This is a genomic window from Glutamicibacter soli (assembly GCF_003309065.1).
GTDB classification, from domain to species: domain Bacteria; phylum Actinomycetota; class Actinomycetes; order Actinomycetales; family Micrococcaceae; genus Glutamicibacter; species Glutamicibacter soli.
Genome location: NZ_POAF01000001.1, coordinates 88871 through 106836 on the forward strand (window position 1 = coordinate 88871; position 17966 = coordinate 106836).

Annotated in this window: 17 protein-coding genes; 4 read left to right on the top strand and 13 right to left on the bottom strand. The window is 63.4% G+C overall.

Features of this window, described 5'->3' with window-relative positions:
• Window positions 1–2 precede the first annotated feature (2 nt).
• From ctaD to C1H84_RS00470, 4 genes are all read right to left on the bottom strand, one after another.
• Entirely contained in the window at window positions 3–1721 is a 1719-nt protein-coding gene (gene ctaD / locus C1H84_RS00455) for an aa3-type cytochrome oxidase subunit I (RefSeq protein ID WP_047119129.1), read from the bottom strand.
• A 5-nt stretch (window positions 1722–1726) separates the two neighbouring features.
• Window positions 1727–2614 (bottom strand): aa3-type cytochrome oxidase subunit II, encoded by an 888-nt coding sequence (ctaC, locus tag C1H84_RS00460; RefSeq protein ID WP_047119130.1) that lies wholly within the window; start codon window positions 2612–2614, stop codon window positions 1727–1729.
• A gap of 212 nt (window positions 2615–2826) precedes the next feature.
• Complete coding sequence (locus C1H84_RS00465; RefSeq protein WP_047119131.1) at window positions 2827–3201, bottom strand: HesB/IscA family protein; 375 nt, start codon at window positions 3199–3201, stop codon at window positions 2827–2829.
• A 134-nt stretch (window positions 3202–3335) separates the two neighbouring features.
• The gene (locus C1H84_RS00470) at window positions 3336–4745 is read right to left on the bottom strand and encodes a dipeptidase (protein ID WP_047119132.1); all 1410 of its coding nucleotides are present in this window, start codon (window positions 4743–4745) and stop codon (window positions 3336–3338) included.
• Between the two features lie 69 nt (window positions 4746–4814).
• On the opposite strand from C1H84_RS00470, the gene C1H84_RS00475 reads away from it, so the two are divergent.
• Window positions 4815–5408 carry a DUF3043 domain-containing protein gene (locus tag C1H84_RS00475; protein WP_113606255.1) on the top strand — a complete coding sequence of 198 codons (594 nt, stop codon included), beginning with the start codon at window positions 4815–4817 and terminating at the stop codon, window positions 5406–5408.
• A 537-nt stretch (window positions 5409–5945) separates the two neighbouring features.
• Here C1H84_RS00475 and C1H84_RS00480 read toward each other — a convergent pair.
• Window positions 5946–7010, bottom strand: a complete 1065-nt coding sequence (locus C1H84_RS00480; RefSeq protein WP_113606256.1) for a quinone-dependent dihydroorotate dehydrogenase — start codon at window positions 7008–7010, stop codon at window positions 5946–5948.
• A gap of 60 nt (window positions 7011–7070) precedes the next feature.
• Here C1H84_RS00480 and C1H84_RS00485 point away from each other — a divergent pair, with 60 nt between their 5' ends.
• Complete coding sequence (locus tag C1H84_RS00485) at window positions 7071–8102, top strand: alpha/beta hydrolase (RefSeq protein WP_113606257.1); 1032 nt, start codon at window positions 7071–7073, stop codon at window positions 8100–8102.
• Here the strand turns inward: C1H84_RS00485 and C1H84_RS00490 are convergent.
• The 3 genes from C1H84_RS00490 to leuA all read right to left on the bottom strand — a co-directional run bounded on the left by C1H84_RS00490 (window position 8099) and on the right by leuA (window position 11497).
• Complete coding sequence (locus C1H84_RS00490; RefSeq protein WP_047119136.1) at window positions 8099–8905, bottom strand: isoprenyl transferase; 807 nt, start codon at window positions 8903–8905, stop codon at window positions 8099–8101. The two genes, C1H84_RS00485 and C1H84_RS00490, sit on opposite strands and share 4 nt — an antisense overlap.
• Window positions 8902–9651: a DNA repair protein RecO gene (gene recO, locus C1H84_RS00495; RefSeq protein WP_113606258.1), complete on the bottom strand. Its 750-nt coding sequence runs from the start codon at window positions 9649–9651 to the stop codon at window positions 8902–8904. Before recO ends, C1H84_RS00490 begins: the two co-directional genes overlap by 4 nt.
• Window positions 9652–9754: 103 nt before the next feature.
• Window positions 9755–11497, bottom strand: coding sequence for a 2-isopropylmalate synthase (gene leuA / locus C1H84_RS00500; RefSeq protein WP_113606259.1), 1743 nt, complete (start codon window positions 11495–11497; stop codon window positions 9755–9757).
• 272 nt (window positions 11498–11769) lie between these two features.
• On the opposite strand from leuA, the gene C1H84_RS18685 reads away from it, so the two are divergent.
• Window positions 11770–11997 (top strand): hypothetical protein, encoded by a 228-nt coding sequence (locus tag C1H84_RS18685; protein WP_424677889.1) that lies wholly within the window; start codon window positions 11770–11772, stop codon window positions 11995–11997.
• A gap of 123 nt (window positions 11998–12120) precedes the next feature.
• On the opposite strand, the gene era is transcribed toward C1H84_RS18685, so the two are convergent.
• From era to C1H84_RS00525, 4 genes are read right to left on the bottom strand one after another with little or no spacing between them, the layout of a single operon-like run.
• Window positions 12121–13083, bottom strand: a complete 963-nt coding sequence (era, locus tag C1H84_RS00510) for a GTPase Era (protein WP_047119140.1) — start codon at window positions 13081–13083, stop codon at window positions 12121–12123.
• Window positions 13073–14362 carry a hemolysin family protein gene (locus C1H84_RS00515; protein ID WP_113606260.1) on the bottom strand — a complete coding sequence of 430 codons (1290 nt, stop codon included), beginning with the start codon at window positions 14360–14362 and terminating at the stop codon, window positions 13073–13075. Before C1H84_RS00515 ends, era begins: the two co-directional genes overlap by 11 nt.
• Window positions 14363–14367: 5 nt before the next feature.
• On the bottom strand, window positions 14368–14841 hold the full coding sequence (gene ybeY / locus C1H84_RS00520) for an rRNA maturation RNase YbeY (RefSeq protein ID WP_047119142.1): 474 nt from the start codon (window positions 14839–14841) through the stop codon (window positions 14368–14370).
• A gap of 11 nt (window positions 14842–14852) precedes the next feature.
• Window positions 14853–15881, bottom strand: coding sequence for a PhoH family protein (locus tag C1H84_RS00525; RefSeq protein WP_113606261.1), 1029 nt, complete (start codon window positions 15879–15881; stop codon window positions 14853–14855).
• Window positions 15882–16112: 231 nt separating this feature from the next.
• On the opposite strand from C1H84_RS00525, the gene C1H84_RS00530 reads away from it, so the two are divergent.
• On the top strand, window positions 16113–17111 hold the full coding sequence (locus C1H84_RS00530) for a GerMN domain-containing protein (RefSeq protein WP_113606262.1): 999 nt from the start codon (window positions 16113–16115) through the stop codon (window positions 17109–17111).
• Between the two features lie 81 nt (window positions 17112–17192).
• On the opposite strand, the gene C1H84_RS00535 is transcribed toward C1H84_RS00530, so the two are convergent.
• Window positions 17193–17966, bottom strand: coding sequence for a 16S rRNA (uracil(1498)-N(3))-methyltransferase (locus C1H84_RS00535; protein ID WP_047119144.1), 774 nt, complete (start codon window positions 17964–17966; stop codon window positions 17193–17195).

The window sequence follows — 17966 nt, forward strand, 5'->3', positions numbered from 1 at the left end:
CTTTACAGGTCCTTCTGATCAGCGGGGCCAAAGATCTTCGCTACCGGAGACTCTGGGGTGACGCGGCCGCTCAATTCCGGGTGGTGCAGATCCAGAGCTGGACGCTCCGAACGGATGCGAGGAATCGAGTGGAAGTTGTGACGTGGTGGAGGGCAAGAGGTTGCCCACTCCAGCGAAGCGCCGAAGCCCCATGGATCATCAACTTCAACCTTCTTGGCATTGCGGTGGGTGATCCAGACGTTCCAGAAGAATGGAATCATCGAAGCGCCCAGGATGAATGCGAAGACGGTGGAGACCTGGTTCATGGCAGTGAAGTTGTCTTCAGGCATGTAGTCGGCGTAGCGACGTGGCATACCCATGACACCCAGCCAGTGCTGGATGAGGAAGGTTCCGTGGAAGCCAACGAACAGCAACCAGAAGTGGATCTTGCCCAGACGCTCGTTGAGCATGTGCCCGGTCCACTTTGGCCACCAGAAGTAGAATCCAGCGAACATTGCGAAGACAACGGTACCGAAGACCACGTAGTGGAAGTGAGCCACAACGAAGTAGGTATCGGAAACGTGGAAGTCCAGAGCCGGAGCCGACAGGATAATACCGGTCAGGCCACCGAACAGGAAGGTGATCATGAAGCCGATGCTCCAGAGCATCGGGGTTTCAAAGGTGATCGAGCCGCGCCATAGCGTGCCGATCCAGTTGAAGAACTTCACACCGGTCGGAACCGCGATCAGCATGGTCATGAAGCCGAAGAACGGCAGTGCAACCGAGCCGGTGACGTACATGTGGTGTGCCCACACGGAAATCGACAGGGCAGCAATCGAGATGGTCGCGAAGACCAGGCCCTTGTAGCCGAAGATCGGCTTGCGGGAGAAGACCGGGAAGATCTCTGAAACGATGCCGAAGAACGGCAGCGCGATGATGTACACCTCAGGGTGGCCGAAGAACCAGAACAGGTGCTGCCAAAGAATGGCACCGCCCGTTTCCGGATCGAAGATATGCGCGCCGAAGCGGCGGTCAGCACCCAGTGCGAACAGAGCAGCTGCCAGCGGCGGGAAAGCCATCAGGATCAGCAGCGAAGTGATCAGGGTGTTCCACGAGAAGATCGACATACGCCACATGGTCATACCTGGTGCACGCAGGCAGATGATGGTGGTAATGAAGTTCACTGCACCAAGGATGGTGCCGAAGCCCGACAGAGCCAGACCGAAGACCCACAGGTCTCCGCCGATGCCCGGCGAGAACGTGGTGTTTGACAGCGGTGCATAAGCGAACCAGCCGAAGCTGGCTGCACCCTGCGGGGTGAGGTAGCCGGCCAGCGCTACGGTCGAACCGAAGGCGAAGAACCAGAAAGCCAGTGCGTTCAAACGTGGGAAGGCCACGTCCGGCGAGCCGATCTGCAGCGGCATCATGACGTTGGCGAAACCTGCGAACAGCGGGGTTGCGAACATCAGGAGCATGACGGTGCCGTGCATGGTGAACAGCTGGTTGTACTGTTCCTTGGTCTGCAGGATCTGCATACCTGGTTCGAAAAGCTCTGCACGGATCAGCAGCGCCATAACGCCACCGATGCAGAAGAAGACGAACGACATGATCAGGTACATGTACCCGATCTTCTTGTGGTCGGTCGAAGTAATGAAGTCGACGAAGAGGCGACCCTTGGACTTCGGCACAACGGCTGGGGCAATCGACTTCACGTCGTCAGTTGCATATTCAAACGTAGTCATAGCGATTACTCTCCTTCCCCTTCGTGCTTAACGATCACGCTGTTCACGGTGTCCGGACTGCGATCGTATTCTTCACCAATGTGTCCATCTTCCAGCTTGGCCATCTGAGCCTTGAACTCTGCCTCGCTGACAACCTTCAAGTTGAAGAGCATCTCGGAGTGGTACTCGCCGCAAAGCTCGGCGCACTTACCGTCGAAGGTACCTTCAACCTGTGGGGTCAGGTAGATGTGATTGGTCTTACCTGGGATCATATCCAGCTTCTGAAGGAAGGCCGGAACCCAGAACGAGTGGATGACATCGCGGCTGTTGAGCTGGAACTCTACCGACTTGCCAACTGGCAGGTACAGGGTTGGCAGAGTTTCCTGAATGCCCTCGGAGCCATCTTCGTTCAGGTGAGCCTGAATGCCGGCGTAGTGCTTCTCCTGGCCACCATCGAAGGTGTAGTTGAAGTCCCAAGCCCACTGCTTGGCGCGAACGTCGACGACGATCTCCGAGTCAACAGGCTTGTTGATGCTGTTAACCAGGTTGTTGTTGAAGCTAAAGAAGACCAGAACAAGGACCAATGGAATGGCCGTGTAGAAGATCTCCAATGGCAGGTTGTAGCTCAGCTGACGTGGGTAGCCAGTATCGTTCTTGCGGCGACGGTAGGCGATGATGCACCACAGCATCAAGCCCCAGGTCAAAACACCGATGACAACCACTGCAATCCACGAGTTAACCCAGAAGTCCTGGATTGCTGCAGTGTGGTTGGTGGTGTCGCGGTCCACGTTCGGAAGCCAACCGCGTTGAACTTCCGCTGAACATCCCGTCAACAGCAATGCGCTGGTGCCGACCAAGGCCAATACTTTGGCCTTGGCTTTACCGCGACTGCCGGTTCGGTCTTGCGAACTCACAGACGGCCCTTCCTCTTTGTTGGTGCAGAATGTGGTCTCCATAAGTCACCTCGCGAATTACTGCTTGCACGGTGAGGCGGCTTATGAAGCGAAACATAGTTTTACTACTTAACGTAGAGCTTACCCTCTCAGGGCCCAGAATACCGAAAAACGCCGCTGTTCAAACGAGAAATTTCTTCAACGTTTGAACAGCGGCGTTAGTTCCCTAGGGCCTAGTGGAAGGAATCTCCACAGGCGCAGGAGCCGGAGGCTGCGGGGTTGTCGATGGTGAAGCCCTGCTTGGAGATGGTGTCTTCGAAATCGATGGAGGCTCCGGCCAGGTATGGAACGCTCATCTTGTCGACGATAACTTCCACGCCGTCAAAGTCGCGGACCGCATCGCCATCGAGCATGCGCTCATCGAAGTAGAGCTGGTAGATGAGGCCCGAGCAGCCGCCTGGCTGAACGGCGATGCGCAGGCGCAGGTCATCGCGGCCTTCCTGCTCCAGGAGCGAGCGAACCTTGGCTGCTGCGACATCTGAAATATTGACGTCGTGAGTTGGGACCTCGGTTGGATCACCCTTGGTCTGGTCTACGGCTGCAGTCATCATTTCCTCCCAAACTGCTTGGCTAGGCACCAGGTTTTATCATTGTGACGGGCACCTGGGGCCTTTGTTCTTAGTTCTATCCTACGTCGGGGACCCAAATAAAGCTCCCCCTTGAACTGCGTCTATGACGCGGCTCATAGACCTTCGGAGTCAATCCGTGCCAGAAGCAGCGCCTCTGCCTCAATTGCATGCTGGAAATCTCCCAAATGCAACGACTCGTTTGCCGAGTGGGCTCGCGAGTCCGGATCTTCCACACCGGTCACCAGAATCTGAGCTTCCGGGAAAACGTCCGAAAGGTCGGCGATGAACGGAATGGAGCCGCCCAGTCCCATGTGAACCGGTACAACTCCCCAGGCTTGTTCCAGGGCCCACGAAGCGGCGCCATTGGCTGAGGCAGCCAGATCCGCCAGATAGGCATTGCCGGCTTCAACCGCCTTGAACTCCACTTCGGCTCCCCTGAGGTCCACATTCATGACGTGTTCCTCGAAGGCTTCCAGGGCCTTGGCTGGATCCTGCCCGGGTGCCAACCGCATTGAAACCTTGAAGCGCGCCTGCGGAATCAGGGTGTTCGAGGAGTGGTCGACACTTGGCATATCCATACCAATGACACTGAGCGCTGGTTTATTCCACAGGCGATCGGTGATCTTTCCCGTTCCAGCCAGCGAATAGGAATCGAGCGCACCGGAATCCCGGCGGAATTCAGCTTCATCGAAGTCGACATCCGCCGCGTCGTTGGACACGAGGCCCGCGATGGCCACGGCACCGTCCTCGTTGTGGAAGGTGGAGATGAGTTTCGCCGCCAGGATCGGGGCGTCGAGTATCGGACCGCCGAACATGCCAGAATGCACCGCATGGCGAAGCGAGCGCACGGTGATCTCCGCAGCACACATACCACGAAGGGAGCTTGTAAGCGCCGGGGTTCCTACGGCCCAGTTGCTGGAATCGGCGACGATGATGACGTCTGCCGCCAGTTTGTCCTGGTGGGCTTCGAGGAAGTTTCGGAAGGACGGCGAACCGGCTTCTTCCTCGCCTTCGAAGAAGTACGTAACACCGACGCCGAAGTCCGCCACTAAGTCCAGGACGGCGCGCAGGGCGGCGATATGGACCATGATGCCGGCCTTGTCGTCTGCGGCTCCCCGGCCGAAGAGCCGGTCTCCCACTCGGGTGGCCTCGAACACCGGCGTGTTCCAGTCCGCTTCATCGCCTGGAGGCTGTACATCGTGGTGGGCGTACAGCAGAACGGTTGGTTTGCCGGGGGCCGCCGGGCGACGGGCGACAACTGCAGGAGCTCCCATGGCGCCCGAATCGGTGGGCTCGCGCAGGATCTCAACGCTTGGCATGCCGGCGCCCTTGGCCAGAGCCGCGACCGCTTCGGCAGATTTTTCGAGGTTCGCTGGGTCGAAGGATTCCCACGCGATGCTGGGGATGGCAACCAACGAGGTCAACTCTTCGAGGATCTGCTCGAAGTTCGACTGGATGTGGTTCTTGAGGCTAGCTACGTCCACACCATGTGCGGAGGCCTCAGGCATTGAATTTGATGACATGCTTTCAGCCTAGCAATTCTTGTGGTTGCGAATGTCACCTGATGATTCAATCCCCGCTAGGATAGAGGGGTGTTTGGACGTAAGAAGGATGAATCTCAATCCCAAGTAAATGTGGAGCCTGTTGAGCAGGCTTCTGAATCGACCGACGGTCGTAAGGCTGGCCCGACGCCCAAGCGCAACGCGCAGCAGGCGAATCGCCAGCGTCCGTTGGTCCCGACTGACCGCAAGGCCGCGAAGGAAGCTGAGCGCCAACAGCGCATCGAGGCCCAGAATCGCCTGCGTGTTGCCAACGAAACCGGTGATGAACGCTACCTCATGGCTCGCGACAAGGGCCCGCAGAAGCGCTATGCACGCAACTTCATCGACTCGCGGTGGATGGTAGGCGAGTTCATGATGTTCTTCATCCTCGCCTTCCTCGTTGTTTCGCTGACTTTCAGCGGTAATCTGGCCGTACAGATGTACGTCCAGGGCGCCCTCTGGGTCCTGATTGCCGTGATCATCATCGAGGCAATCGTCACGACTTCGATCTTGAAGCGTCGTCTCGTCGCCCAGTTTGGTTCGCTGGATCGCGGTGTTCGCATGTATGCCACGATGCGCGGAATGCAGTTCCGCAAGTTGCGCCTGCCTAAACCGCAGGTCAAGCGCGGAGCATCGATCGACTAATCGATCCCGACAACTTCAAAGGGCGGATTCCACTCGGAATCCGCCCTTTTCTCTTGACCGAAATCGACATATTCCGCACGCGGCGCAACCTTTGGTGAGCCTCCCTGAGGATGGTTTCACCAGCTTTAAAGTTTGTCCTGTCACCCTTTCGCAGGCAGGCAGGCGACCATTTACAAGGTCAGGGCTTTGATGGAGGCTGGAAATTCGTGAGCGCTATCAACGTCAGGCGCGCTTGGCCCGAGCTGACGGAGTCTGACGTCGCGAAGTGCGCGAAAATTGCTGGTTCGGCGAAATTTTCTTGTACCCGTGGTTACAAGTTCTCATGCGCACGTTTGAACAGAAATCTGCAAACAAGCTTTCAATCTTGTTTATTGGAAGACAAGACCCTTCGCGTGTCGATACTCCCCCGCATCCATGCAGCGTGGCCACATCGCCCAGGAGTGAACCAGCGGCGTTCAGTCTCCACGCTCTATAAAACGACGTAGCTTCGAACCAATTCGGTTCGAAGCAACGTTGTAGTGTTTGACTGTGCCTTGGTTAGAGCATTTGCTCCAAAGCACGGTTGATCGAGCGCGCCCAGAAAGGCCCCTCGTAGAGGAATGCGGTGTAGCCCTGCACAAGGTTTGCACCTGCATCCAAGCGGGCTTTCACGTCTTGCGCGTCGGTCACGCCGCCAACGGCGATGATTGCCATCTCGGATGGAACCAAGGCTCGAAGCTGGCGCAGGACTTCCAGGGAACGCTGCTTCAGCGGGGCGCCGGACAGGCCTCCGGCCCCGATCTTCTCGACCATCGCCGCGGAACTCTTCAGCCCTTCGCGTCCGATGGTGGTGTTGGTGGCGATGATGCCGTCGAGTTCCAGCTCGGTGGCGAGCTTTGCTACATCGGCGATGTCTTCGTCGTTCAGATCCGGTGCGATTTTGACGAGCAGCGGTACGTGCCGGCCTGCAACATGGTCGGCGAGTTCGCCGACCTCGGTCAACAGGGGACGCAGCGTTTCAACACTCTGCAGCAGACGCAGCCCCGGGGTGTTCGGGCTGGAGACGTTCACGACCAGGTAGTCGGCGTGGATGGCCAACTGTCGGGTTGAAGCGAGGTAATCCCCCACCGCGTCGCCAAGCTCGACGACCTTGGTCTTGCCGATGTTGACGCCCACCACCGGACGATTTGCCGCGTAGTCCGACTTCAACTGCTGGCGAGCCTGCGCCACCCGCGCGGCAACAACCTCGGCGCCTTCGTTGTTGAATCCCATGCGGTTGATGACCGCGCGGTCTTCAACCAGACGGAACAAGCGAGGCTGCGGGTTTCCTGGCTGGGCTTGTCCGGTCACTGTGCCGATCTCGACATGGCCGAAACCAATGTCGCTCAAGGCCATGATGCCGGTAGCTCCCTTGTCAAAACCTGCGGCCAGCCCGAAGGGCGAGGGGAAATCGATCCCCATCACGGTACGCTTCAGCTTCGGAGCGGGAGCGAAGAATTTGCGGGCTGCCTTGGTCAATCCAACGCGCTGGGCGATCTTGATCGCATCGAAAGCGAAGTGATGGGCCTTTTCAGGATCCATCTTGGCGAAAACGTGCTTGAAGACCAAAGGATAAATGCGCATGGTTCCAATCTTCCCGTGAAATGGGGTCTGTAGACAACTTGAGGTCGGTAAGCTGATTTCATGACGGTCGCAGAACTTCTTCCCGCAGCGAGATGGCCTGAATTCCTGCCGTCCACACCGCCGGGTGTCTGGGTGCCCGATCCGCTGGGACCGGGCTACGAGTACCAGACTTTGGACTTCGGGTCCGACGCCGAGGGGCCGCTAGTCGCGACACTGGTGCGGTATGCGCCCTCCGGCTGGTTCCGGAAACTGGGCCGCCGGGCCAAGGGCGTGGTGTTGTCGGTTCACGGCTGGAGCGATTATTTCTACAACCGCGAACTTGCCGAGTTCTGGCACCACCGGGGCTACCACTTCTACGCCCTGGATCTGCGCCATCACGGTCGCAGCCTTCGCAAGGAGCACGAGCTTCCCGGATACATTTCGGCCCTGGAAGACCTCGACCTCGAGCTGGACGCGAGCCTTGGCATCTTGCAGCGAGAACATCCCGAACTGCCGGTGGTGGCGCAGGGGCATTCCATGGGCGGTCTCATCCTGAGCTTGTGGATCTCGCGCACTTCGCCGAACATCAAGGGCCTGGTGCTCAACGCGCCGTGGCTGGAGTTCCAGGGCACGGCGTTCCTGCGCGTGCCGATCAACGGGCTGATGGAAGCGATGTCGCGCAGCAATCCGCGGCGCAAGGTGTTGGCCAACCAGTTCGACCACTACTGGCAGTCGCTCAGCGACCAGGCCAGCGGCCAGTGGGATATCCATCCCATCTGGCGCCCCACCTTGGCCTTTCCCACCACTGCTGGCTGGCTGCACACGATCCTCAAAGGCCACGCCCAAGTGGCTCGGGGACTGAACCTGAGCCTTCCGATCCTGATACTGACCTCGAAGACCTCGCATTTCAGCACCTCGTATTCCGAGCAGATGCAGCATACCGATTCGGTCATCGACGTCACCCAGACGCGCCTGCGCGCGCTGAAACTCGGCAGCTTCGTGACGCTCTCGGAACTCGACGGTGCCATGCACGACGTCTTCACCTCGGCGGAGCCTGCCCGCGCCACCGCGTTCAGGGACCTGAACCTGTGGCTGAAGATGCTTGACTGCTAGGCGCCGGGCTTGTCGATCGCGCCGCCGTAGCGGCGGTCGCGCTTGGCGTACTCTTCCACCGCGGTGAACAGGGTGCGGCGGTCGACGTCGGGCCACAACTGGTCAAGGAACACCATCTCTGCATAGGCGGACTGCCACAGCAGGAAGTTGCTGGTGCGCTGTTCGCCGCTGGTGCGCAGGAACAAATCGACGTCAGGCAGCTCCGGGGCGTGAAGGTACTTGCCGATGGTCTTCTCCCCGACCGAGGAGGCGCGCAGCTTGCCCGCGGCGACGTCCTTGGCGATGGCCGCCATGGCATCGCCGAGCTCGGCCCGGCCCCCGTAGTTCACGCACATGGTCAGCTGGCAGCCGGTGTTCTCGCGGGTCAGCTCCTCGGCTTCGCGCAGCTCGTTGATCACCGACTTCCACAGCTTCGGCTCGCGGCCGGACCAGCGGATGCGCACGCCCCAGGAATTCAGGGTGTCGCGCTGGCGGCGCAGCACGTCGCGGGAAAAGCCCATGAGGAAGCGGACTTCCTCCGGGCTGCGCTTCCAGTTCTCGGTGGAGAACGCGTACACGGAGACGTATTTGATGCCCATTTCCACGGCGCCCGCCATGACGTCCAGCAGCGCGGCTTCCCCGGCACGGTGCCCCTCGGTGCGCGGCAGGCCGCGCTGGTTGGCCCAGCGGCCGTTGCCGTCCATCACGATGGCGACGTGCTCCGGGATCAACTCCGTCGGGATCTGCGGCATGACCGGGTTCTGGGGGTGCGCGAAAGGTGCGACCGGACCGCGGCGGCCGGTGATCTTGGGCAGCTTCTTCATGATCTCTCCACATGGCGTAGGGACTTGACGGCACGCTCCAGGTGCCATTGCAGATAATTGGCGGTGATCTCCGCCGCTTGCTTGCGGGCGCGCGGCCCGGCCAGGGCGACGGTGTCCCAGTCCCCCTCCAGCAGCGCCTGCAGGTACTGGATGGTCACCGGGTGCGGCGAGAGCGACCCCGGCGGGCGGCAGTCGGAGCAGACCACGCCGCCAAGCTGCACATGCAGCGCCTCGTGCGGGCCGGGCTTCCCGCAGCGCACGCAGTTGGTGAAGGACGGGGCCCAGCCGGCGATGGACAGGGCGCGCAGGATATAGGAGTCCAGCACGGCGCCGGGCTCCACCAGGTGCTTGGACAGCAGCGCGATCGCCCCGTGCAGCAGCCGGTACTGGCGCAAGTTCGAGTCGCTGTCGGCTTCCAGCAGCTTTTCGGCGATCTCCACCATGGCGGTGGCCACGGTGTAGCTCGGGTAGTCGGCGACCAGCAGCTGGCCATAGGCGTGGCGCAGCTGCGCCTGGGAGACGATGTCCAGGTTGCGCCCCATCACCAGCTGGGCTTCGACCTCCATGAACGGTTCGAGGGTGGCCCCGAGCCGCGAGGAGGTGCGCCGCACGCCCTTGGCCACCGCGCGCACGATCCCGTTGGGGGTCAGCAGCGTGATGATGCGGTCGGCCTCCCCCAGCTTGTGGGTGCGCAGAACGATGCCGCGGGTGCGGTAGCTCTTGGAGGCGAAACCTGATCTTGACACGTGCTCAATTCTCCCACCTGGCCACCGACAGAATGCCCAACGCCACGGCCAGCGAGGATGTGCCGGCCGTGGCGTTGATGACGTGCGCTTGCGGTAGCGGCGGCTACTTCGCGTCGCGGATCGCGCGGTTGACCGCGGAAACCACTGCCTTCAGCGCCGCGATGTTGGTGTTGGTGTCCAGGCCGACGCCCCACAGTATGCGGTCGCCCACGGCGCACTCGACGAACGCGGCGGCGCGGGCGTTTCCGCCCTCGCTCATGGCGTGCTCGGAGTAGTCGAGCACCCGCAGGTCCACGCCGTCCTCGTTGAGCATGTGCACCAGCGCGGAGACCGGGCCGTTGCCGCCGGCGGAGCGCTCATGCGGCGCGCCGTCGATGACCAGCTTGGCGTCCAGCTGGAAGCTGCCGTCCTCGTCGGAGGTCGCGGTGGCCGAGGCGATGCGGTAGTGGCCCCAGGTCTTCTGGTCCGAGCCTTCCTCGGCCGGCAGGTACTCGTCCTGGAAGACGTTCCAGATGGTCGAGGAGGAGACCTCCCCGCCCTCGGTGTCGGTCATCTTCTGGATCACGCCGGAGAACTCGATCTGCGCGCGGCGCGGCAAGTCCAGGTTGTAGTCGTTCTTCAGCAGGTAGGCCACGCCGCCCTTGCCGGACTGCGAGTTCACGCGGATCACTGCCTCGTAGGAGCGGCCGATGTCCTTCGGGTCCACCGGCAGGTACGGCACGGCCCAGACCAGTTCGTTCAGATCCTTGCCCTGCTCGCCGGCCTTGGCCTCCATGGCCTCCAGGCCCTTCTTGATCGCGTCCTGGTGAGAGCCGGAGAACGCGGTGAAGACCAGGTCGCCGCCGTATGGGCTGCGTTCCGGGACCGGGAGCTGGTTGCAGTACTCGACGGTGCGGCGGATGTGGTCCATGTCGGAGAAGTCGATCTGCGGGTCCACGCCCTGGCCGAACATGTTCATGCCCAGGGTCACCAGGTCCACGTTGCCGGTGCGTTCGCCGTTGCCGAACAGGCAGCCCTCGATGCGGTCGGCGCCTGCCAGGTAGCCCAGCTCCGCGGCGGCCACGCCGGTGCCGCGGTCGTTGTGCGGGTGCAGCGAAAGGATGATCGAATCGCGGTTGGCCAGGTTGCGGTGCATCCACTCGATCGAGTCGGCGTACACGTTCGGGGTGGCCATCTCCACGGTGGCCGGCAGGTTCAGGATCATCTTGTTCTCCGGGCTGGCCTCCAGCACCTCGGCCACGGCCTCGGAGATGCGCTTGGCGAACTCCAGCTCGGTGCCGGTGTAGGACTCCGGGGAGTATTCGTAGGTGATCTTGGTGCCGGTCATCTGCTCTTCGTACTTCTTGCACAGGCGCGCGCCCTGCACGGCGATGTCGACGATGCCGTCCTGGTCCTGGCGGAAGACGACTTCGCGCTGCAGGATCGAGGTCGAGTTGTACAGGTGCACGATGGCCTGCTTGGCGCCTTCCAGCGCCTGGTAGGTGCGCTCGATCAGGTGCTCGCGGGACTGGGTGAGGACCTGGATGGTGACGTCCTCGGGGATGCGGTTGCCCTCGATGAGCTGGCGCACGAAGTCGAAGTCGGTCTGCGAGGCGGACGGGAAGCCGACCTCGATCTCCTTGAAGCCCATCTGCACCAGCAGGTCGAACATCTTGTGCTTGCGCTCGGGGCTCATCGGGTCGATCAGCGCCTGGTTGCCGTCGCGCAGGTCGACCGCGCACCAGCGCGGGGCCTTGGTGATGTACTTGTCGGGCCAGGTGCGATCGGGAAGGTTGACTTCGATCTGGTCCTGGAACGGAACATACTTGTGGATCGGCATGTTCGAAGGCTTTTGCATGTTCTGCATTTCGGTTGTCCCCTAGACAAAAAGTTGGTGCGTAGTTTGTGTGGGGCCAGACAAGAGCTTACTCCGCAACGAGGGGTCGGCCGAGGGACCACTAGCGGTCCGTTGGATCCTCGCAGCGGCTGATTAGTAGTAGAAGCTCGAAATGCACGTGTTGAGCATAACACCGGCCCGCTGCGCGCACTGAAACTGTTGCGCGGTTGTGTCACATTGTGGACACGGGGCCGGAGACGCACGCCTGTTGCCGGGCGGGCGCAGCTGGCATGCTGGTGGGTGTGAAGACCCGGCAGGCCGATCCGCGGCGCACCGCGCTGGGCGTGAGAACCGTCCCGGCCGCCGCGCTGCTGGACCGCGAGCTGGCCCGGCATCTGGGGCTGGCAGCGCTCGGGCTGGTTGCGGTCGGCGCGTTCCTCTGGGAGATCGGCTGCCAGGCCCGGGGCCCGGCGCTGGCCTTCCCCTTCGCCCTGCTGCAGGCTGCACCTTCAAGCTCACCGATTCGCTGACCTACGTGGTGAGCGTGCACCTGATCTTCGACGCGGTGCTGTTCCTCGATTAAACGGCTGATCCGCCCGGCCCGACGCAGGGTCGGAGCGGGCGGATCGGAACGTGGCGCGGGGCTCGGCGGGCTAGAAGCCCAGGCGCCCAAGCTGCTTCGGGTCGCGCTGCCAGTCCTTGGCGACCTTCACGTGCAGGTCCAGGTATACCTTGGTGCCCAGCAGCTTCTCGATGCCCTTGCGGGCGTTGGTGCCGACCTCGCGCAGCCGGGAGCCGCCGCGGCCGATCACGATGGCCTTCTGGCTGGAGCGCTCCACGTACAGCGAGACGTGGATGTCCACCAGCGGGTTGTTCTCGCTGCGGCCCTCGCGCGGAACCATCTCCTCCACGACCACTGCCAGCGAGTGCGGCAGCTCGTCGCGCACGCCTTCCAGCGCCGCCTCGCGGACCAGCTCGGCGATCATCTTCGCCTCGGGCTCGTCGGTCAGCTCGCCGTCCGGGTACAGCGGCGGGCCGGCCGGCATCTGCTGCACGAGCACGTCGGCAACCTCCTGCACCTGGAACTCCTTGACCGCGGAGACCGGGACGATCGCGGCGAAGCCGTTCGGGCCGAAGTTCTGGTTGCCCAGCTCGGTCACGGCGATCAGCTGCGCGGCCAGCGCCTCGCGGTCCACCAGGTCGGCCTTGGTCACGATCGCGACGATCGGCTTGCGCTGCAGCTGCGCCAGCTGGGTGGCGATGAAGCGGTCGCCGGGGCCGATCTTCTCGTTGGCCGGCAGGCAGAAGCCGATCGCGTCCACCTCGGAGAGGGTCTCGGCGACCAGGTCGTTCAGGCGCTGGCCCAGCAGCGTGCGCGGGCGGTGCAGCCCCGGGGTGTCGACAAGCACTAGCTGCGCATCCTCGCGGTGCACGATGCCGCGGATGGTGTGGCGGGTGGTCTGCGGCTTCGCGGAGGTGATCGCCACCTTCTGGCCCACCAGGGCGTTGGTCAGGGTGGACTTGCCGGCGTTCGGGCGGCCCACGAAGGAGGTGAAGCCGGAGCGGAAGCCCTCGGGCCATTCGCCCAGGGCGCGCGGGGTGTGGTTATCGCTCATCAGAGGATTCCTCGTCGTTCTCGATATGGTCTAAAGCGTCCTTGGCCAGACGCTCTACATGGATCTTGCCGATGCGGTTGCGGCGCCCCGCCAGGGCGACCACGGTCAGGCGCAGGCCGTTCACATCCGCGGTGGAGCCGAGCACGGGCACGGACTCCAGCGCCTTGGACAGCAGCCCGCCCACGGTGTCCACGTCCTCCTCGTCGATGAGCAGGTCGAAATGGTCTGCCACGTCGTCGATGGAGGCGCTGGCCACCGCGAACAGCGAGCCGTCCGGGTTTTCCACAAGCTCGGTGCGGCTGCGGTCGTATTCGTCGTCGATCTCGCCGACGATCTCCTCGATCAGGTCCTCCAGGGTGACCAGCCCGGCGGTGCCGCCGTACTCGTCGACCACGATCGCGAAGTGGATGGACTCCTGCTGCAGCTCCTGCAGCAGCTCCGCGGCGGACTTGGACTCCGGCACGAAGCGCACCGGGCGGGCCAGCTCGAGCAGGTCCTTGGCCTGCTGCAGGCCGTGGATCTCCCCGATCAGGTCCTTGAGGTAGATGATGCCGCGGATATCGTCGGAGTCCTCGCCGATCAGCGGGATGCGCGAGTAGCCCGAGGCCATGAACAGGTCCAGCGCGCTGTGGAAGGTGTGGTCGGGATCCAGCACCACCATGTCGGTGCGCGGCACCATGACCGCGCGCACGTTGGTTTCCTCCAGGTCGATGACCCCGGAGATCAGCTCCGCGGATTCCTCGTCCAGGTCCTCGCCCTCGCTGGCCCGGTCCACCAGGTCGCGCAGGCGCTCCTTGCCCAGGTAGCCGTCCTCGTCGGTCCCTCCGGGGCTCAGCGCCTTGGCGATGTTCGCCAGCCAGTTCGCCACCGGGCCCAGGGCGCGGCGCAGCAGGCGGACCATCGGGGCGGTGGCCTGCACCACGCGCTGCGCGTTGGAGCGGCCGTAGCGCCGCGGCGACATGCTCACCAGCACGAAGCCCAGGGCGGCCATGGCGATCGTGGCGATCAGCCCGGCGAGCCAGATGTTCTGAACCCGGGTGGACACCAGCAGCGCCACGGACACCGCGGAGGCGGTCTCGAACCAGACGCGCCAGAACTTGATGGCCTGGGCGTGGGATTCGGTGTCGTCCAGGATGGCGCTGAGCGCCTTGGATTCGGAATCCGCCCGCAGCCGTTCGGCGGCGTGGCGGGAAAGTGCGTAGAAGGCCGAGTCCGCGGCCGTGAGCACCGCCGAGCAGGCGATGAAGACGACGGCGAGAATCAGCAGGAGTATACCCACGGCGGTTATTCCACCGTTTCCTTCGGCGCCGGGCGCCCGGTGTAGGACTCCAGCAGGCGGCGCTGCAGGGAGAACATCTCTTCCTTCTCCTCGGGCTCCATGTGGTCGAAGCCCATTAGGTGCAGCAGGCCGTGCGTGGCCAGCAGCAGGATCTCGTCATGGGTGCTGTGCCCGCCGGCTTCGGCCTGCGCCTGCGCGACGCTCGGGCAGATCACGATGTCGCCCAAAATCCCCGCCTCCGAGGGGGCGTGCTCGCGCCCGGGGCGCAGCTCGTCCATCGGGAAGCTCATCACGTCGGTGGGGCCCTCCAGGTCCATCCACTCCACATGCAGCGCGCTCATCGCGTCCTCATCCAGGAAGACGATGGACACCTCGGTCTCCGGGTGCAGGTACATGGCGCTCATCACCGACTGCGCCAGCTTGTTCACGTCGGCCAAATCGACGTCGAACTCGGTTTCGTTGTTGACTTCAATGCTCATTGCTTCGCTGCTCACTTCGTATGTCGCGGCCGTTGGCGGCCGTTGCGGCGGTCGTCGTCCCAGCGGTCGTAGGCGGAGACGATGTCAGCGATCAGCCGGTGGCGCACCACGTCGCTGGCGTCCAGCCGGCAGATCGAGATGTCCTCGATGCCCTCCAGCACCTCGCTGGCCATGCGCAGCCCGGAGACCGCGTTGCCCGGTAGGTCGACCTGGGTGACGTCCCCGGTGACCACCATCTTGGAGCCGAAGCCCAGGCGGGTCAGGAACATCTTCATCTGCTCGCTGGTGGTGTTCTGCGCCTCGTCGAGGATGACGAAGGCGTCGTTCAGGGTGCGCCCGCGCATGTAGGCCAGCGGGGCGACCTCGATGGTGCCCGCCTCCAGCAGCCGCGGGATCGAATCCGGATCCACCATGTCGTGCAGCGCATCGTAGAGCGGACGCAGGTAGGGGTCGATCTTCTCGCTCAGGGTGCCGGGCAGGAAACCCAGCTTCTCCCCCGCCTCGACCGCCGGACGGGTCAGAATGATGCGGTTGACCTGCTTGTCCTGCAGCGCCGCGACGGCCATGGCCATGGCCAGGAAGGTCTTGCCGGTGCCTGCCGGGCCGATGCCGAAGGTCACCGTGGAGTCCTCGATGGCATCCACGTAGGATTTCTGGTTCACCGTCTTGGGCCGGATGGAGCGCCCGCGGCCGGAGAGGATCTTCAGCCCCAGCACGTCGGTGGGGGCGTCCCGGTTCCCGGCGCTGAGCATCTTGATGATCTGCTCGATGGTTTCCGCGCTCATCCGCGAGCCGCGCTGCGCCAGCGACCTGGCTTCCTCGGTCACCCGCTGCGCCTTGCGCACCTGGACCGGATCGCCCAGGAGGCTCAGGGTCGACCCGTTGGGGCGGAACTGCACGTCCGGGTAGGCGCCGGTGAGGATGCGCAGCAACTCGTCGTTCGGGCCCAGGGTTGCGATCATCAGCTCGGGAGTCTCGAACGTGATGGCCAGCGTCGCCGGCCCGGTCTCGGATTGCCTCTGGTTCTGTTCAACCTGCATGCAGTGCTTCGTGCCCCTTTTGAGCTCGGAAAATAAAAAAACTTGCGCAAGTCCAGTCTAGCTAGTCCCCGGCTCCCAACGCGATACGTAGCGCTCCGCCGAGCGCTGAAAATTCTGAAACTAGTATGAAATGAATCTAATCCGAGCAGGTCGCAAAGGTATAGATTTGGTTACGGATTGGTAGGTTTGGCGAATTTCGGCCTCATCGCACACCTTGATGTGGCACGCTAGATGAGCGCGCGGAACCACGTTCTCGTTCCGGGCGCCCAAGAATCCCCGCAGAACAGATGGACTGGTCCCAACGTGCAGCAGTGGTACAAGCGCCGAATCCCGCGACGTTTCGCGGCGACCGGCGTCATCGCAGCGGTGGCCCTGGTGGTCGGCTGCGGACTTGCCGCGCGCGACGACAGCTTCGAGATGCCTGCTAACTCCGCCGCCGCGGCGCAGGGTGTCCCGCAGGCCACCGACTCGATGGAACAGGCTTTCCCCGGGCAAAAGATGCCGGTCTACTGGCTGGAGAACACCGACTCGGGGGTCTACCTCTACCGCGAATACGCCACCGACACCCGCCACCAGGAGCCGATAGGCGACGCGATCGCCTACCTGCTCGCCGGGAAGCCGGCCGACCCGGCCTGGTACACGCACCTGAAGTCCACCGACGACGTCGGGGTCTCCATCGACAACCAGAACCTGATCACGCTGGACCTTCCGGCCAAGGTCTTCAGCGCCACGCTCGACGAGGGCCTGTCCGAGCGCGCCATCCAGCAGCTGGTGTTCACCGCGACCGCCGCGGCCTCCAACGCGGGCATCCTGGTCGGCGACACCCCTGCCAGCGTGCGCATCCTGGTCGACGGGAAGCAGAACGCCACCGTCTTCGGCGGATACCGCCTGCAGGACGTCTACCAGCGCGACGCGAAGTACATGGCCCCGATCTGGATCATCGACCCGCAGTTCGGCACCACCACCGCGGCGGGCGCCGTGAAGTTCCACGGCCGCACCTCCAGCTTCGACGGCGGCACCTTCTACTCCCTGCAGACCAAGGCCGCCGACGGCCAGTCCAAGGTCATTACCGCCGCCAACCGGATCAACGACGAGAGCGTGGAGCCCGACGGATCCTTCACGCTGACCACCCGGCTGCCCGCCGGCAGCTACGCGCTGAGCGTCTGGGGCGAGGAAGCCGGCAGCAAGGCCAAGGTCGGCGAGATCAGCTCCGAGTTCACCGTGCGCTGAGCGCCGGCGCCCGCCCACCACCGAATAAACAGCGAATGCCGCAAACCCCTCGGGGTTCGCGGCATTCGCTGATTAATCCGGCTAGAGCTCGCCGAGCAGGTGGCGCACCAGGACCAGCGCGGCAGGGCCGGCGGTGGAGGCGCGCAGCACATGGCGTCCGAGCAGCGCCGGATGCGCTCCGGCGGCCACGAACGCGTCGAGCTCTGCATCGCTGATGCCGCCCTCGGGGCCGACGACCAGCACCACGCCGGTACCCGGCGCCGCCTCGGGCAGCCAGCCGGACACGGCTTGGGCCACCGAATCCCGCGCCTGCTCGTGCAGCACCAGCACCAGGTCGCCGGCGGCCGCGTGCGCGGAAATCGCCGCGGCCAGCGACTTGCTGGAGACCAGCTCCTTCACCTCGGGTTCGAAGCTGCGCCGGGACTGCTTCTGCGCCGAGCGCACCTGGGCGCGCCACTTGGCAAGCGCCTTGTCCGCCTTCGCCGCGTTCCAGCGCACGATCGAGCGCTCGGCCTGCCACGGGCGGACGGTGAAGACGCCCAGCTCCACGGCGGATTCCACGGCCTGCAGGTCGCGGTCCCCCTTGGACAGCGCCTGGATGAGCGTGGCTGGATGCTCCGGGGGCTGCTCCTGCAGCCGTTCAAGCACGGTCACCGTGAGCAGCTCCTTGGAGGCGGCTGCCACCTCGACCACCAGGCGCAGCCCGGTGCCGTCGAGCAGGTCCAGCTGCTCGCCGGCCTGGGTGCGTTTGACCGCCACCGCGTGGTGCGCCTCCGGCCCGGTCAGCGCCAGGGTGTCGCCCACGCGGGCCTCGGCCCCCTGCTGCGGGTCGATCACGAAACTGTGGTTGCTCAT

Coding starts and splice junctions, on each gene's coding strand:
- ctaD (WP_047119129.1), bottom strand. CDS start 1,721: ATGACTACGTTTGAATATGCAACTGACGACGTGAAGTCGATTGCCCCA.
- C1H84_RS00465 (WP_047119131.1), bottom strand. CDS start 3,201: ATGACTGCAGCCGTAGACCAGACCAAGGGTGATCCAACCGAGGTCCCA.
- C1H84_RS00470 (WP_047119132.1), bottom strand. CDS start 4,745: ATGTCATCAAATTCAATGCCTGAGGCCTCCGCACATGGTGTGGACGTA.
- C1H84_RS00480 (WP_113606256.1), bottom strand. CDS start 7,010: ATGCGCATTTATCCTTTGGTCTTCAAGCACGTTTTCGCCAAGATGGAT.
- C1H84_RS00485 (WP_113606257.1), top strand. CDS start 7,071: ATGACGGTCGCAGAACTTCTTCCCGCAGCGAGATGGCCTGAATTCCTG.
- C1H84_RS00490 (WP_047119136.1), bottom strand. CDS start 8,905: ATGAAGAAGCTGCCCAAGATCACCGGCCGCCGCGGTCCGGTCGCACCT.
- leuA (WP_113606259.1), bottom strand. CDS start 11,497: ATGCAGAACATGCAAAAGCCTTCGAACATGCCGATCCACAAGTATGTT.
- era (WP_047119140.1), bottom strand. CDS start 13,083: ATGAGCGATAACCACACCCCGCGCGCCCTGGGCGAATGGCCCGAGGGC.
- ybeY (WP_047119142.1), bottom strand. CDS start 14,841: ATGAGCATTGAAGTCAACAACGAAACCGAGTTCGACGTCGATTTGGCC.
- C1H84_RS00525 (WP_113606261.1), bottom strand. CDS start 15,881: ATGCAGGTTGAACAGAACCAGAGGCAATCCGAGACCGGGCCGGCGACG.
- C1H84_RS00530 (WP_113606262.1), top strand. CDS start 16,113: ATGAGCGCGCGGAACCACGTTCTCGTTCCGGGCGCCCAAGAATCCCCG.
- C1H84_RS00535 (WP_047119144.1), bottom strand. CDS start 17,966: ATGAGCAACCACAGTTTCGTGATCGACCCGCAGCAGGGGGCCGAGGCC.